Raw genomic sequence first — 15,132 nt, 5'->3', positions numbered from 1 at the left:
CTCTCATACAGCTTTTGCGGGGCCCTGCCGGCGGCTAGCCCACCGAGTTTGCTCAGATTAGCGGCAGCGCCAAACCACCGTCGACCGTGATGCAGCTGCCCGTCATATAGGCGGAGGCATCCGAGCACAGCAGCAGGATGGCGCCGCTGAGGTCACGGTACTCGCCCAGCCGGCGCTGCGGGATGCGCGCCAGCAGCGCCTTGCCCCTGGGACTCTCGAGAAATTCATCCGCCAGGTCGGTTGAGTAGTAACCGGGGGCAATGGAATTGACCGTCACCCCATAGCGGGCCCATTCCGAGGCCATGATATGAGTCAGGTGCAGCAGCGCCGCCTTGGAGGCCGAATAGGGGCCGGTGCCCTTCTGTACCGCAGTGCCCAGGACCGAAGCGATATTGACCACCCGCCCGGGTTTGCCGGCCTCCGCCAGGCGGCGTACCGCCTCCCGGGCAACCAGCCAGGGGCCCTTCAGGTTGGCTTCCTGAACCCAGTCCCAGGTCTCGACATCCACGTCCAGCAGAGACGGTTTCGCTACCACGCCTGCATTGTTCACCAGGATGTCCACAACCCCGTCGCCCACGGCAGCCGCATAGGCTTCCCGCACGCTGTCCTCTGAGGTCACATCCATGGCCTGGGCGATGGCGGTACCACCGGCCGCTTCAATGGCAGCCACCGTCTCTGCGAGCTTGTCGACCCGCCGTGCACAGACCACCACCCGCGCTCCGGCTCCGGCCAGCACCTCGGCAAAATGTCGACCCAGACCCGTACCACCGCCAGTGACCAGCGCTGTTTTGCCGGTCAGATCAAAGAGAGTATTTTCCATCAGATATTCCTGTTATTTCCAAGTTGACTACGCTAACCGTTGACCGGGGCCTCACGTCAGCTGTTCTTTTTCACAGGGCATTGCTCACCCGGAAGGGGCTACAGACACCGCGCCGACGCTCACAATAACATCCGCGAAAAAAAATATTCTAATCTGTACTAAAACTTTTTTGCTCATGCTAACATGACATGCATCAGCCCGCCACTACCAGGGCCGGACGACACCGAGCAAAACCTAAAAAAAGGGTCGCACGAGGAGACGAATCCACCATGAAACGCACAACTCTGGCTGTTTGCACACTGGCCGCCTCACTGGCGGGCAGTCACATGGCCCTCGCCGCCAGCGATGAGCATTGCGCCGGCTACACTGCGGACGCCCGCAACCTGTACTGGGGCGACCTGCACGTCCACACCGCCTGGTCCATGGACGCCTGGGCCTTTGGCACCACAGCCAATCCGGCAGACGCCTTTGCCTTCGCCCGTGGCGCCGAGATCACCCTCGCCGACGGCGTCACCCGCAAACAGTTGCGCCGGCCGCTGGATTTCGCGGCCATCACCGACCACGCCGAAACCTTCGATGTGATGCAGTTGTGTACCGCCGGCCCCGAACAACTGGACAACCCCTACTGCCGCGGCCTGCGGGAAGGCGCCGGCACCGACCTCGCCAAATCACGCAACATCTTCGTCAACTACCTGCTGCCGGTGATCGCTGGCGAGACACCCGCCCTGCCCAGCCTGTGCGAGGAAGAAGGGGTGGACTGTGACGCGGCTCGCGAGACCCTGTGGCAGCAGAGCCAGGCCCATGCCAACAAGGCCGACGATCCCTGTGCGTTCACGGCATTCATCGCCAACGAGTGGTCGGCCACCCCCAACAACGCCCACTGGCACCGCAACCTGATCTTCGCCGGCAAACAGGTCACCCCGACGGCTGTCGACTATGTGCGCTACTCCTCGCCACTCAAACTGTGGCAGGCCCTGGACGAGCAGTGCCGTGAGGAAGACGGCTGTGACGTGGTCGCCATACCGCACAATACCAATTTTGCCGAGGGCGGCGGCTTCGATGTGGAATCCGAGGACAACAACGCCCTGAACCTGCGCGCCCACTACGAGCGCCTGGTCGAATTACACCAGAGCAAAGGCAATAGCGAGTGTATTGCCGAGAACTGGGACGACGCCGACAGCGACTGCGGATTCGAGAAGGCCTTCCCGAGGCCCGCGGACAAACAGCGAGCCCTCGAAGACCCCGGGTATGTCGCGCAACTCAACCGCAGCTATGTACGCAACATCCTGAGCCGCGGGCTGCAGGCCTATATCGCCAGCGGTAACGAAGACCGGTCGAACCCCTTACAGCTCGGCTTTGTCGGGTCAACCGATGCCCATGCCGCCACCCCCGGCGACACCGAGGAAGATAGCTATACCGGCGACGCCTGGGGCGGCGGCGGCAAGGACCTGAACCGGATTATGCAGCGCGTGGATTACAACCCCGGGGGCCTGGTGGGTATCTGGGCACCGGAAAACACCCGCGCCAGCCTGTTCGCTGCGCTCAAGCGCCGGGAAACCTACGCCACCAGCGGCACCCGCATCGCCCTGCGCTTCTCGGCTGATGACGCCTCCGAGGCCGGGGGACCGGACTCGTGCGCTGCGAACTATGACTACAGCACGGCCACCGCGATGGGCGGCACCCTGAGCGGACGCCAGGCGCCGCCGCGGCTCACCGTCCTGGCCAACATGGACCGTACGCCACTGGAGCGGGTGGAAATCATCAAGGGGACCCTCGATGCCGACGGCGAAATCGTGCAGCAGGTCATCCCCATCGCGCAACTGGCGCAAGGCGCACCCAGCACCTGCACCAGCTGGACCGACCCCGACTTCGACCCCGCACAACCGGCCTACTGGTACGCGCGGGTCAAGGAGCAACCGACGCTCCGCTGGTCAAAACGTTTTTGTGAATCACTTGAAAACTGCGCTGAAGTGCCCGGCGCCGATCGCATGGTCCAGGAAACCGCCTGGAGCTCGCCGATCTGGTACCTGCCCTGAAGCGCCACCCTATTCCCGAGAAGGAGACAATCCCATGTCAGACGCCCGCAAGAGCTACAAGTACACCCGCACCCCCCACCTGGTGGTATACGAGGACAAATCCAACTTCAAGGACACCTACGCCGGTGAGATCGACGTGGTGGCCATCCAGTGTCACCTGCTTCGCCCCGAAGGCAAGGACTCGGACACCCTGGTGGTGTGGTCACACCCCATCGGCGGTGGTTTCTACCTGCCGATGATGGCCGCCCTGGCCAAGTCCGGTGTACACACCATGTACTGCGATACCCGCTACCGCGGTGTCGACACCGCACTGATCATGGAAAAGGTCGTGTGTGACCTCGGCGCCGCAATCCGCGATGCCAAGGAGCGCTTCGGTTACAAGAAAATCATCCTCGGCGGCTGGAGCGGCGGCGGCTCGATGAGCCTGTTCTACCAGGCCGAGGCGGAAAACCCCACCGTCACCTCGACCCCGGCCGGCGACACCCCCGACCTGACCAAGCGCAACTTCATCCCCGCCGACGGCATGATGCTGGTCGCCGCCCACCTGGCGCGCCACCGCACCCTGACCGAGTGGCTCGACCCCTCCGTGATTGACGAGAACGACCCGGAGAACCGCGACCCGGAACTGGACATCTACAACCCGGACAACCCGAATCAGCCGCCCTACTCCGCCGAGTTCCTGGAGCGCTTCCGCGCTGCCCAGATCGAGCGTAACCGCCGCATCACCCGGTGGGTGAAAGAAAAACTCGCCGAGTACAAGGCCAATGGCCAGCCCAACCGCGAGTTCGGCTTCGTGGTCCACCGCACCATGGCCGAGCCGAAGTGGCTCGACCCCACCATCGACCCCAACGACCGCAAGCCCAACTGGTGTTTCCTCGGCGAACCGGAAGTGGTCAACGACAGCCCCGTGGGCCTCGCGCGCTTCTGTTCCCTGCGCTCCTGGCTGTCCCAGTGGAGCTGGGACGATGCCAACGCCGACGGCCTGTCCTGTGCCGCGCGCACCTCCGTACCTACCCTGGTCATCGGTAACACCGGAGACGACGGCATCACCCCCGAGCACACCCAGGGACTCTACGACGCCGTACCCCACGACAACAAGGAACTGCTGTGGATCGAGGGCGCCAACCACTACTACTTCGGTCAGGCGGACAAGGCCAAGGAAGCGGCAGACGCCTGCGCCGAGTGGCTCGAGCGCCAGGAACTGGCCTGACCCGCAAGCACCAACCGCCGCCGGCACACCCCGGCGGCGTCTTCGCAGTCAACAGGAGCCTCTTTCGTGACGGACCTCAACATCAAAACGCTGGCCGATATCCCCTCCCGCCAGGCCGAGGTAAAGCCTGACAGTATCGCCCTTGAGTTCGAGGACACACGTGTGTCCTACGCCGAACTGGACAGTCGCAGCAACCAGGTGGCCAATGCCTTTGTTGCCGACGGTGTACCGACCCAGACCAACATTGCGCTGCTGGACCGCAATGCCGAAACGTTCTTCTACGTGCTGTTCGGTGCCGCCAAAGCCAACCTGTGCATGGTCACGGTCAACTTCCGCCTCACCGCGGGCGAGGTCAGCTACATCCTCGAGGACTCCGATGCCGAGTATCTTTTCGTCAGCCAGGAGTTCCTGCCCATCGCGCGCGAGTGCAAAGCCCGGCTGGACCGCGTGCAGAAGATCGTGGTGCTCGACGGCGAGGGAGAGCAGGAAGGCGAGACAGGCCTGTGGACCTGGATGAACAGCCAGCCGGGCACCGCGCCCGTCGACCGCATCCCGACCACCGAAGACCGGGCCGTGCAGATGTACACCAGCGGTACCACCGGACACCCCAAGGGGGTCATGCTCACCCACGCCTGTATGGTCTGTGCAGCAGAAGAAGGCATCTCGGTCTGGCCGGTAATGCATGAACCGGACGCCGCCGTGCTGGCCACCATGCCCCTGTTTCATATCGCCGCGGCCAACCTCTGTCTGGCGGGCCTGTTCGCCGGTGGCCGCGCGGTCATCCTGAAAGAGGCGGTACCGGACGTTGTCGCCCGGGTGCTGGCGGAGTCCCGCATTCGCATCGTGCCGCTGCCTCCGGCACTGATCCACGCCATCATCCGCCTGCCCGACATCCACAGCTACGACCTGTCGCTGCTGGATACCCTGTTGATTGCCGGCTCCGGCATCGCCGTGGAATTACTGAAGGACGCCCAGGAAGTACTGGACTGTGGTTTCGCCCTGTCCTACGGCATGACCGAATGCTGTGGTGGGATCACTTATCTGAGCCCGAAGGACTGCGTACACGATGCCGGCAAGCTGCTGGCGTCCGCCGGCAGGGCCTTCGGCAACAATCGGGTGCGCATTGTCGATACCAACCGCCAGCCACTGCCGACCGGCGAAATCGGCGAAATCGCCTGCCGCTCCGACCGCCTGATGAAAGGTTACTGGCATCGCCCGGAAGCCTCCGAGGAAGCGGTGGACGGCGAGTGGTACTTCTCCGGTGACGCGGGCTACCTCGACGAGGACGGCTATCTCTACGTGGTCGATCGCATCAAGGACATGGTGGTGAGTGGCGGCGAGAACATCTACCCGGTAGAGATCGAAAACGAACTGCTGAAACACCCGGCCGTCAGCGATGTCGCCATTATCGGCATCCCCGACGAAAAGTGGGGCGAGTCACTGCTGGCGAACGTGATCCTGGAACCCGGCGCCGAGGTGACCGGGGAGCAACTGGTGGACTTTCTGCGCGGCTCGCTGGCCGGCTACAAGATTCCCCGTCGCTACGAGTTTGTGGACGCCTTCCCGCGCAATGCCACCGGCAAGGTACTCAAGCGTGAAATGCGTGCGAGCTGGCAGCCGGCCGCCTAGTGATCCAGTCTGGATTTTAATGCGTAACAAGTTTTTCTATGTTCATTGTGTTAACATTTCTTCCATTAACTTACGGTGCAGGCAAAGCGGTATCCCCCCTCGCCAGCACCTCATGACTGGATTCCCATGGCGAACAATAGCGAAGCAAACTGGCATTTCAACAAGACCGAACAGCGCCGGCTGAAGCGCGATATCGTGCTCAAGGTAGCCGCCGAGTGTTTCAATGAAAAAGGCATCAGCGGCACCTCCCTCAAGGACGTGGCGCGCAAGCTCAACATCACCGACGCCGCCCTGTACTACTACGTCAAGAACAAGGAAGAACTGGTCACCCTGTGCTACATGCGTGCCCTCGACCTCGGGGAGGGCGCCCTGGAGCGCGCTATCGAGGAAGGCGACAACAACCTCGAGCGCCTGCAGCTGTATATCCGCTACCAGCTCGAAGAGGTCTGCGGTGACAACGGGCCGGTGGCCATTCTCAGCGAGATTCCTGCGCTCAAGCCGGAGCACCAGAAAACCATTCGCGCCCGTTCCAGCGCCCACACCAAGCGGATCACCCAGCTGCTGGTGGACGGAGTCAACGAGGGATCCCTGCTGATCGACGACCCGGCCATTACCTGCGACGCCATTCTCGGCGCGGTGAACTGGACCCCGAAATGGTTCAAGCCCAACTCCGGCCCGTCCGGAGACCAGATTGCCGACGCTTTCGTCCAGACCTTCACCCAGGGACTGCTGCCGCGCTGACGCGGCACTCGCCACCACTCCCTCGCTACAGCCTGCACTCCCCTGATCGCAAGCCCTTCGGCGGGGGCTGGAGCCCCACACCCCCGAATACCTCCCTCCCCCTCGCGACCGCAGCGAAAGGCACACTCACGCCCTAAATTTTAATGAAAATTAAATCTGGTTAGCGTATATTCAAGGGACTACAATAACAGTGCTCTCAGCGGAGAAATACACCATGCACTTCGACATCAAAGCCCCCCTGCTACCCGAGCTGGTCGCGCTCCACGGACGCTGGTACCCGGACAAGCCCGCGGTGATCGACGAATCCAGTTCCCTCTCCTGGGGCGAGCTGGACCAGCGCTCCAATGCGGTCGCCAATGGCCTTGCCGGACTGGGTATAGGGCGAGGGGATGCCGTTGCCATCATCATGGGCAACTGCGTGGAATACGTGGAAGTTCTGTACGGAATCTTCAAGGCGGGCGCCGTGGCGGTGCCATTGAACCTGTCGGTCAGCGCCGAGGGCCTGGCCGCCATGATGGAGGACGCCGGCGCCCGGGCGGCCTTTTTCACCGCAGCGGAATTCGAGCGCATCGCCAGCAAGCTGGCCGGACTCGGGCAGCTGAATACCTCGCTGGTGCTCGGTGGCGAGAACGTCGGCGGTATCGATTACCAGGGCTGGCGCCAGCAACAGGACGGAAGCGCGCCGGGTGTCGAGATCGGCGAGGACGATCCCTGCAATATCATCTACAGCTCCGGCACGACCGGCATACCGAAGGGCATCAAACACGTTCACCGGCGCCGCGCCCAGTCCATGTACGAACTGGCGCTGGCCCATCGCTATCACTACGGCGCCATCTCGATCTGCCCGATTGGCCTGTACTCCAACATTGCCTGGGCCTCCCTGTTCTGTTCACTGATTGTGGGCGGCACCTGCGTAATCCAGTCGCGTTTCGACGTCGATAGCTGGATCAAAACGGTACAACACTATGGGGTGACCCACACCATGATGGTGCCACTGCAGTTCCAGCGCATCCTGGAATCCCCCAATTTCAGCCCGCAAGCCGTGGCCAGTCTTCAGGCCATCATTTCCGGCGGTTCGCCCCTCTACGAGCAGCTGAAACAACAGGTCACCGACCAGTTCGGCTGTGCTGTGATCGAGCTGTACGGCCTCACCGAGGGTTTCATGACTACCCTGCAACCAGAGGAGGCAGAAGGCCGTCCGGGCTCGGTGGGCAAACCGGTTCGCGGCCACGACTACATCATCCTCGATGACGAGGACCAGCCTCTTCCCTGGGGCTCCACCGGCGAAATCTGCGTGCGCTCGGTGCACTGGATGGTGGAGTACCACAACCGGCCGGACGCAACGCGCGACACCATGTACCTCGATAGTGAGGGGCGGCAGTGGCTGCGCACCGGCGATATCGGCCGGGTGGACGAAGAGGGTTACCTGTACATCGTCGACCGCAAGAAGGACATGATCCTGTCCGGCGGGCAGAACATATACCCGGCAGACATCGAGGCGGTCATGATCGAGCACCCCGCCGTCTCCGAAGTCGCGGTCATCGCGGTGGCCGACCCGACCTGGGGTGAAACCCCGGTCGCCCTGGTGGTGCCGCGCGCCGGCGAACCCACCCCCAGCGAAGAAGAGCTCACCGCGTGGACCAACGAGCGCGTGGGCCGGCGTCAGAAAATCCGAACGACCGTCTACCGGGATGATTTGCCGCGCAACCCCAACGGCAAGATTCTCAAGCGCGAACTACGCAGTGAATATGAATCCAAAAATGGTTAACACAACCGAGGAGCAGCAGCATGTCTGAAGCAAAGCGCCCGCAAATAGCATTACACAATGTCCATCACACCGCCTACGGCTGCCGTGATGCCGACCAGACCATCTGGTTTTACGAGGAAATTCTCGGCCTGAAACTGGCTGCGGCCTTCAGTTCCGAGAACGAGCCCGGCAGTGGTAATGAGAACCCTTTCCTGCACATCTTCTTCGAGATGCCCGACGGCAACTACGTGGCATTCTTCGACGCCCCGGAAACCATCGAAAACGAGTGGCTGCAGCGCAAGCACAGCTTTGAAATGCACCTGGCCTTCGAAGTGGAGAGCGAGGAAGCCATGCTGGAGTGGCAGGCCTACATCAACGCCAAGGGCAAGAGCTGCCTGGGACCGGTGGACCACGGCTTCGTCAAGTCGGTCTACATGTACGACCCCAACGGGATCCAGGTAGAGATTACCGCCCGTTCCAAGGGCTACGCCGAAATGATGGCTCACGAGGAAGCGGAATCCCGCGCCAATATCGAGGACTGGAACCAGAAGAAACGTGCGTTCAAGGAAGCCAAGTTCGGCGCCGAGAACCTGGACAAACGCGCGGGTTAACCCGCGCCATCCAACCGCGCCGGCACTGCCCCTGGTGCCGGCCAACTCCGAACCGGGTTTACCCCACCCCTTCCCCGGCCATGGCTGCGAGCATCTCCCGCATCTTCTGGTGGACGATGTTGATCGCCTTGAGTGGCCGCACCATCACCTTGAACTCGGTGATCTGCCCCGCGTCATCCCAGTGAATAATGTCGACCCCGTTCACCAGGATACCGTCGATTTCCGTTTCAAACTCCAGCATGGCGTCTGACTCACCGCGAATTTCCCGGACATAGCGGAAGCTGTCATTGAACAACACGCCGAAGGCCGCTGAGAGGTAGGCCATGGTCAAGGCCTTGCCCTGCTGGGGCGTATGCACGACCGGTGACACAAAAACCACGGACTCCGCCAACAGGGTATCCAGGGCGCCGGGATCCTGGTTGTCCAGCAGCTGGTGCCAGGCATCGATCGGGTGCGTGGTCATGGGGCCTCCTCCGGCAAAAGGCTGATCATAGCGCCCCCTGTTCCGAACGGGTATAAAACATGCAGACAAAAAAACGCCGGCAGAGCCGGCGTCAAGTACTTCAGAGGACCACCAGGTGGATGCGAGAGCTACCTCAGAAGTTAAGGATGAATTCCACGCCCAGTTCACGGGGGGGCTGATAGAACTGGGTGATGGGGTTGGCGCCTGTCGCCACCGCGCCGGAGATCACTTCCTCGTCGGTCAGGTTCTTGCCATAAACGGTGAGTTGGTAGCGCTCGTCAGAATCCTGGAATGAGACATTGGCGTTGACCAGCGCAACCTCATCGCGGTAGAACGCCTCATCGAGGGAGCGACCCCAGGTGTTGTAGCGGTCGGTGTAACGCACATCGCCGTGGAAACTGACAACGCCAAAGTCCAGCACCAGGTCGTAGTCCACCAGCAGGCTGGCGGAGAGTTCCGGGGCGTTAGACAGCGGCAGGTGCGTCTGGTCCTCAGCAATCAACCACTGGCCGGGAGCAAACTCCAGCTCGAAGCCACCGCAGTTCGAGGGCATGTAAGCTGAAGCGCCGTCGGTATCGTCACAGAAATCCTGGTACTCGGCGTCCAGGTAGCCAACATTGAACCCGAGTTGCAGGTTATCCACCGGCAGAACCAGTAACTCCAGTTCCACGCCGGCGATATCCGCCTCAGCGACGTTGGTGGTGATACTCTCGGCACGGATGGAGCCGGGGCGCTGCACGCCCTGCTGCAGGTCTTCGTACTGATTGAGGAAGATGGCACCGTTCACCCGCAGGCGCTGGTCCCACCAGTCGCTCTTGATCCCGAGCTCATAGGCGGTAACGGTTTCCTCATCGTAGGGCCCCACCAGCTCCGGCAGAGTGGCGCGGGAGTTGTAGCCGCCGCCCTTGTAACCTTGGGAAATCGAGCCGTAGAGCAGAATGTCATCCGACATCTGGTACTCCAGCGCTGCGCGGGGTGAGAAGTTGCTCCAGTCATCGCTCTTTTCGGCGAGGAACGAGCCGGTCACCACACCGTTGGTCAGCGAGTCGCTCTCCAGGGTGTAGTTCTTTTCATCCCGGGTATAGCGACCACCGACTGTGAGGGTCCAGTCGTCGAGGAAGGTGTAGTCCGCCTGCGCGAACAGCGCGGCCGACTTGGAGTCCTGGGAGTTCGCGCCAAGGCTGCCGATCACCGCCGGGATCTTGAATACGCCCACATCGTTGATCTGTTGCCACTCGTCCTGGCTGTAGTACAGGCCGACAACATAGTGAAAGTCATTGCCGATAGTGCTGTCCCAGCGCAGCTCTGCACTCTGGGTGTCACCACTGAAGTCCCGCTTCACATCCAGTGCCTGGACGGGAATGATGCCGGGGTTGTTGGTGCCGTCGAAGTCGCCCCGGTTGAAGTAGTCCAGGTTGCGGTTGCCCAGCACGGCGGTAATCCTGCCCGCGTCGAGGTGCCAGTTGGCTTCGATGGTGGTGCCCGTGGTCTCCGTCTGCGTCTCGGGATCGAAGTTCAGCGCCGCCTTGTAGACATCGCCCTGGATTTCGTCCACCGCAACGCTGTGGCCGCCGGGGCCGAGGACCTCGTCGTCGGTGTAATCGGCGATCAGGGTGACATCAAAGTTTTCGGTGGGCTCGAACTTCAGTGCACCGCGCAGGGATTTCACTTCCTGCGCCATCAATGTGGTGCCGGTCGTAATGTTCTTTACGAAGCCATCGTAATCGCGATAGGCGGCGGCCAGTTTGGCGGACAGCATATCGTTGGCGAACTGGTTGGTGTTCACCTGGAACCTGTACTGCTGCAGGCCGTTTTCCCCGGCCGTGGCACTGACTTTACCACCAAACTCACCCGTGGGCCGGGCCGTGGTCACGTTGATGGTCCCCGCCAGGTTGTTCTTGCCAAACAGGGTGCCCTGGGGGCCGCGAATCACCTCGATGCGGTCGATATCGAACATATCCAGCATCGTGCCCGCGACGAAGGGCACATAAACGCCATCGATGATCATACTGGTTTTGGGATCGCTGTTGGGATCGGGATCCGAATGGTTCATACCGCGGATAGAGAACATCGGTACGTTGGGTATCAGGCCCTCTGTTTGCAGGATGATGTTCGGCGCTATGCCGTTGATGGTCGTAATGTCGGTACCGCCAACACGCTCTACCATGTCGCCGGTAAAGGCTGCCATGGAAATCGGAACGTCCTGGATACTCTCTTCACGCTTCTGCGCCGTTACCACGACCTCTTCCAGTGCCCCCGACATTTGCGCGAGCGCCTGGGTGGATGGAAGGGCGAGCAGCGCTGCAGCCATGAGCGAGAACGAGTGACGGGGCCTGAAGGGGGGCAGGTAGTTCATGATAGGTCTCCCTGGATATTAATTATGCTTATTACGCCGGCAGTGTCGCGGGATGGGCCGCCGGAATATTTTCGCTAAATTTATCTAGCGTGGATTAAAATATATTTAATGCCGACTAAATGTCAAGTATTCTTTTAGTCACTCCTGAGGCTTCGGGCGCCTCGCCCCGGCTTCCCGAAGGCACACGGCCGAGGGAGGAACCTGCCGCCTCTCAGGGGACGGCCCGCCATCATCACACCCATACAGGAAGATAAAAATGACCGAAGAACAGATCCGCAGCCTCGCCAAGCGCTTCTTTGACAGTGTCGAAGCGGGAGATATAGATGGGCTGGTCGCCTGCTATGCCCCACAAGCCCGTATCTGGCACAACACCGACCGGGTGGAACAGACACCCACCGACAATAAAGCCACCCTGCTGGGCATGGTCAGCCGAATCGAACAGCGTCGTTACGACGAGCGCCGCCTGGACACCTTCCCCGGAGGATTCGTCCAGCAGCACGTCCTGCGGGGAACGCGGGTTCACGACGGGGTGCGGGTCGAATTGCCTGCCTGCGTGGTTTGCCAGGTGGCCGATGGCCGTATTACACGACTGGACGAATACTTCGACTCCGCCCACGTGGCACAATTTCGCAAGTTTGCCGGGGATTGAAGCACCCGGGACTCGCTCCCCACGGCGGTCACCCGCAGCAAAAAAATTCATGCCAGCGTGGTTGCCAGCCACCTCGGGCTGAGCTAATCTTCAATCAATTTAATACTAATTAAAATTTCTATGAGCGCCACAAAACCGGAATAAGCCAGAGTCCGGCCAGGATGGCGCCAGTAGACACCGGCAAATCCACCACAGCCTGTTCCATCGCCCGGATTCCGGGACAGCGCGGTGTTACAAAGTGCCGCACGGTGTCAGGAAAGCAGCTTTTCATAACGATAAAAGGAGAGAAGTAATGCCCAACCCACTCGGTAATTCCGCCCTGGGAGGCGGCCTGAGATTACTGTCCACGGCGGTCTTCGCGGCCAGCCTGCTTCCCACGCAGGTGGTGGCGCAGGACGCAGCAAGCGCGCAGCAGAGCGACCAACGTGTCATTGAGGAAGTCATCGTCAGTGTCCGCTATCGCGAGGAGAGCCTGCAGAGCGTCCCCAGTGCAGTGACCGCCTTTGACACCAACGCTCTGGAGAACGTCGTCGCGATGGACTTCCAGGACCTGAGCCGCCCCACCCCCAACGTCAATATCCAGCAGGTCAACCAGTTCCCGAATGCCGCGGCGGTGCACATTCGCGGCATCGGGGATCAGCGGATCGAATCCACCGAGGAGCCGCGTGCGGGTATTTCTATCGACGGCCTGTTCTTCACTCGCCCGGGATCGAGCAATATCGATTTCTTCGATATCGCCTCGGTACAGATCCTGCGCGGCCCCACCGGGGTGAATTTCGGCAAAAACAGCCTCGCGGGAGGCATGGCGGTACAAACCATCCAGCCCAGCGGCGAGCTGAGCGGCAAGGTAGACGTCAATATCGGCAACTACGGCCGGGAGGAATACCGCTTTGCGGTGGACTCGCCGAAAATTGCCGACTGGGCGTTTCGCCTGTCGTATCTGTACAAGCAGTACGACGGTCATTTCCGCAACCGCTTCGACGGCACGCCCAAGGGTGCCTTTGGCACTCCCCTGCCCTTCACGCTCCCCGTAGACAAGAAACTGGGGGCGGAGGATGTAAGCAGCGGCCGCCTCCAGGCTCTGTGGACGCCCAGTGAGAAAATCGACCTGCGGCTGATCTACAACTGGTCACGGGACAAGAGCGACCCGACACCCGGGGATACCGACTCGGACGACGGTTCCGACCCGCGCTTCCCGATACAGCTTGCCTGTGCCATCGCCTTTGGCTGCCCGGAGCCGGATGACGGCCCCTACCGCCTGGGACGGGACTACTACTCCCGCTCGGATATCGACCAGGACGCCTTCACCGGCATCCTGAACTGGGACTTTGGCGGTGTCGCCCTGACCGCGATTGCCGGCTATATCGAAACCGACGACGTCTTCCTCAACGATTTCGACCAGACCGAGTTTTTCTTCTTCCCCACCTCCCGTGACCAGACCCACGACCAGAGCAGCCTGGAAGTCCGCTTTACCAACAGCGACGACAGCGGGCCGCTGGACTGGGTCGTCGGCGCCTTCTACATGGAGCAGGAGCACGAGCTGACCCAGAACTTCCCGACCCTTGGCCCGAGTGCCGACTACGCCACCCAGGAGGCGACCAGCCAGGCCCTGTTCGGCCAGGTCATCTATGCCATCAATGATCGCCTCAACCTGACTGCGGGCCTGCGCTACACCGAGGAGGAGAAGGACTTCTACCGCGACCCGGGCATTTTCCTCCCCGACCTCACCTACGACCCGGCCACCCACCTGACCTACAGCGAGGCCCGCAAGCTGGCCAGGCAGGACCTGACGGGGGATATTGTCAGCGATCTCAACACCGATCACGTGGACTACAAACTGGCTCTCGATTACCAGTTGGGTGACAACGCGATGGTCTACGGCCAGGTGGCGACTGGCTTCAAGGCCGGTGAGTTCGGCGCCCGCGCGAGCTCGCCCCAGACCGCGCTACCCACAGATGATGAAGAGGCCCTCTCTTTTGAAATCGGCCTGAAGTCCGAGTGGTGGGACAACCGCCTGCGGCTCAACCTGGCCGCTTTCTGGGCCAACTACGAGAACCTGCAATTTGGTGTATTCGTGCCCAGCGCAAACCTCACCGGACAGGAAACCCTGAACCAGAACGTGGGTGAAGCGACCACCGCGGGCCTCGAACTTGACCTCAGCGTCTCGCTGACCGAGCGCTTCACCTTGAACTTCAATGCCGGCTACCTGGACGCGGAATACGATGAGTTCTGTGCCGACCTCAACGGCGCCCGCCCCTACGACAGCCCGCCCACCTCTCCTTGCGGACGGGTGACCGATCTCGGTGACGGGACCTTCCTCGTCGATGAGGATCAGTCCGACCTCGAGTTGTCACGCGCACCGGAGTACAACTACCACATCAGTGGCGAGTATGACCTGCCTCTGCCGGAGAACTGGGGCGGCTTCGTTGCACTGCTGTCCTACAGCTACAGCGATGAGTACTTCTCCGACGGAGCCTTCAATCACCCCAAAGGCGAAACCGGCGGCTTCGGCACCTGGGACGGCAGTGTCGCCTGGACCAGCAGCAGCGGCGCCCTGCGCGCTTCCGTGTGGGGCAAGAACCTGAGCGACGAGGAGGAGATTTCCGGGCTTACGCCAACGGCCAACTTCTTCAACCAGCGCTTCTGGTTCCCGCCTCGGACCTACGGGGTGAACCTCAGCTACAGCTTCGAGTAAGCAGCTCACCCGGGTACGCGGCGATCACCCGTGTACCCGGCATCCCCCTGCTCCGAACCCCGCCCGCCCCGGCGCTCCCGCAGCCGACTCCCGCAGCCCTCTCCCGCAAACATGCTGATGCCGCCAGCCATCGATAAAAGGCGTTCAGCGGCAGGACAGCCCTTGTTCACTGCCT

The 15,132-nt window shown here is 61.6% G+C and carries 11 protein-coding genes; 8 read left to right on the top strand and 3 right to left on the bottom strand.

The window, feature by feature from the left end:
- Positions 1 to 52: 52 nt before the first annotated feature.
- Positions 53 to 820: an SDR family NAD(P)-dependent oxidoreductase gene (locus FV139_RS19655; RefSeq protein WP_148070201.1), complete on the bottom strand. Its 768-nt coding sequence runs from the start codon at positions 818 to 820 to the stop codon at positions 53 to 55.
- A gap of 269 nt (positions 821 to 1,089) precedes the next feature.
- On the opposite strand from FV139_RS19655, the gene FV139_RS19650 reads away from it, so the two are divergent.
- The 6 genes from FV139_RS19650 (at position 1,090) to FV139_RS19625 (ending at position 8,794) form a co-directional block, all read left to right on the top strand.
- Positions 1,090 to 2,856 carry a DUF3604 domain-containing protein gene (locus FV139_RS19650; RefSeq protein WP_187276660.1) on the top strand — a complete coding sequence of 589 codons (1,767 nt, stop codon included), beginning with the start codon at positions 1,090 to 1,092 and terminating at the stop codon, positions 2,854 to 2,856.
- A gap of 34 nt (positions 2,857 to 2,890) precedes the next feature.
- A complete protein-coding gene (locus FV139_RS19645; RefSeq protein WP_148070199.1) occupies positions 2,891 to 4,066 on the top strand; it encodes an alpha/beta fold hydrolase in 1,176 nt (391 codons plus the stop codon).
- A 66-nt stretch (positions 4,067 to 4,132) separates the two neighbouring features.
- Positions 4,133 to 5,695, top strand: coding sequence for a long-chain-fatty-acid--CoA ligase (locus tag FV139_RS19640; protein WP_148070198.1), 1,563 nt, complete (start codon positions 4,133 to 4,135; stop codon positions 5,693 to 5,695).
- A 126-nt stretch (positions 5,696 to 5,821) separates the two neighbouring features.
- Entirely contained in the window at positions 5,822 to 6,436 is a 615-nt protein-coding gene (locus FV139_RS19635) for a TetR/AcrR family transcriptional regulator (protein WP_148070197.1), read from the top strand.
- Positions 6,437 to 6,650: 214 nt separating this feature from the next.
- Positions 6,651 to 8,204: a class I adenylate-forming enzyme family protein gene (locus FV139_RS19630; RefSeq protein WP_148070196.1), complete on the top strand. Its 1,554-nt coding sequence runs from the start codon at positions 6,651 to 6,653 to the stop codon at positions 8,202 to 8,204.
- Between the two features lie 20 nt (positions 8,205 to 8,224).
- Positions 8,225 to 8,794 (top strand): VOC family protein, encoded by a 570-nt coding sequence (locus FV139_RS19625; protein WP_148070195.1) that lies wholly within the window; start codon positions 8,225 to 8,227, stop codon positions 8,792 to 8,794.
- A gap of 58 nt (positions 8,795 to 8,852) precedes the next feature.
- Here the strand turns inward: FV139_RS19625 and FV139_RS19620 are convergent, their stop codons facing one another.
- Together FV139_RS19620 and FV139_RS19615 are read right to left on the bottom strand one after the other, a co-directional pair.
- On the bottom strand, positions 8,853 to 9,257 hold the full coding sequence (locus FV139_RS19620; RefSeq protein WP_148070194.1) for a nuclear transport factor 2 family protein: 405 nt from the start codon (positions 9,255 to 9,257) through the stop codon (positions 8,853 to 8,855).
- A gap of 133 nt (positions 9,258 to 9,390) precedes the next feature.
- A complete protein-coding gene (locus tag FV139_RS19615) occupies positions 9,391 to 11,613 on the bottom strand; it encodes a TonB-dependent receptor (protein WP_148070193.1) in 2,223 nt (740 codons plus the stop codon).
- Positions 11,614 to 11,869: 256 nt separating this feature from the next.
- Between FV139_RS19615 and FV139_RS19610 the strand changes: the two genes are divergently transcribed.
- The gene (locus FV139_RS19610) at positions 11,870 to 12,262 is read left to right on the top strand and encodes a nuclear transport factor 2 family protein (RefSeq protein ID WP_213004186.1); all 393 of its coding nucleotides are present in this window, start codon (positions 11,870 to 11,872) and stop codon (positions 12,260 to 12,262) included.
- 292 nt (positions 12,263 to 12,554) lie between these two features.
- Positions 12,555 to 14,957, top strand: coding sequence for a TonB-dependent receptor (locus FV139_RS19605; RefSeq protein ID WP_148070192.1), 2,403 nt, complete (start codon positions 12,555 to 12,557; stop codon positions 14,955 to 14,957).
- The last annotated feature ends 175 nt before the right edge of the window (positions 14,958 to 15,132 follow it).

This window comes from Parahaliea maris, from assembly GCF_008064665.1.
In the GTDB taxonomy this organism is placed as follows: domain Bacteria; phylum Pseudomonadota; class Gammaproteobacteria; order Pseudomonadales; family Halieaceae; genus Parahaliea; species Parahaliea maris.
Note: the sequence above shows the minus strand (reverse complement) of the source record. Positions and strands in the feature narration are given on the sequence as shown.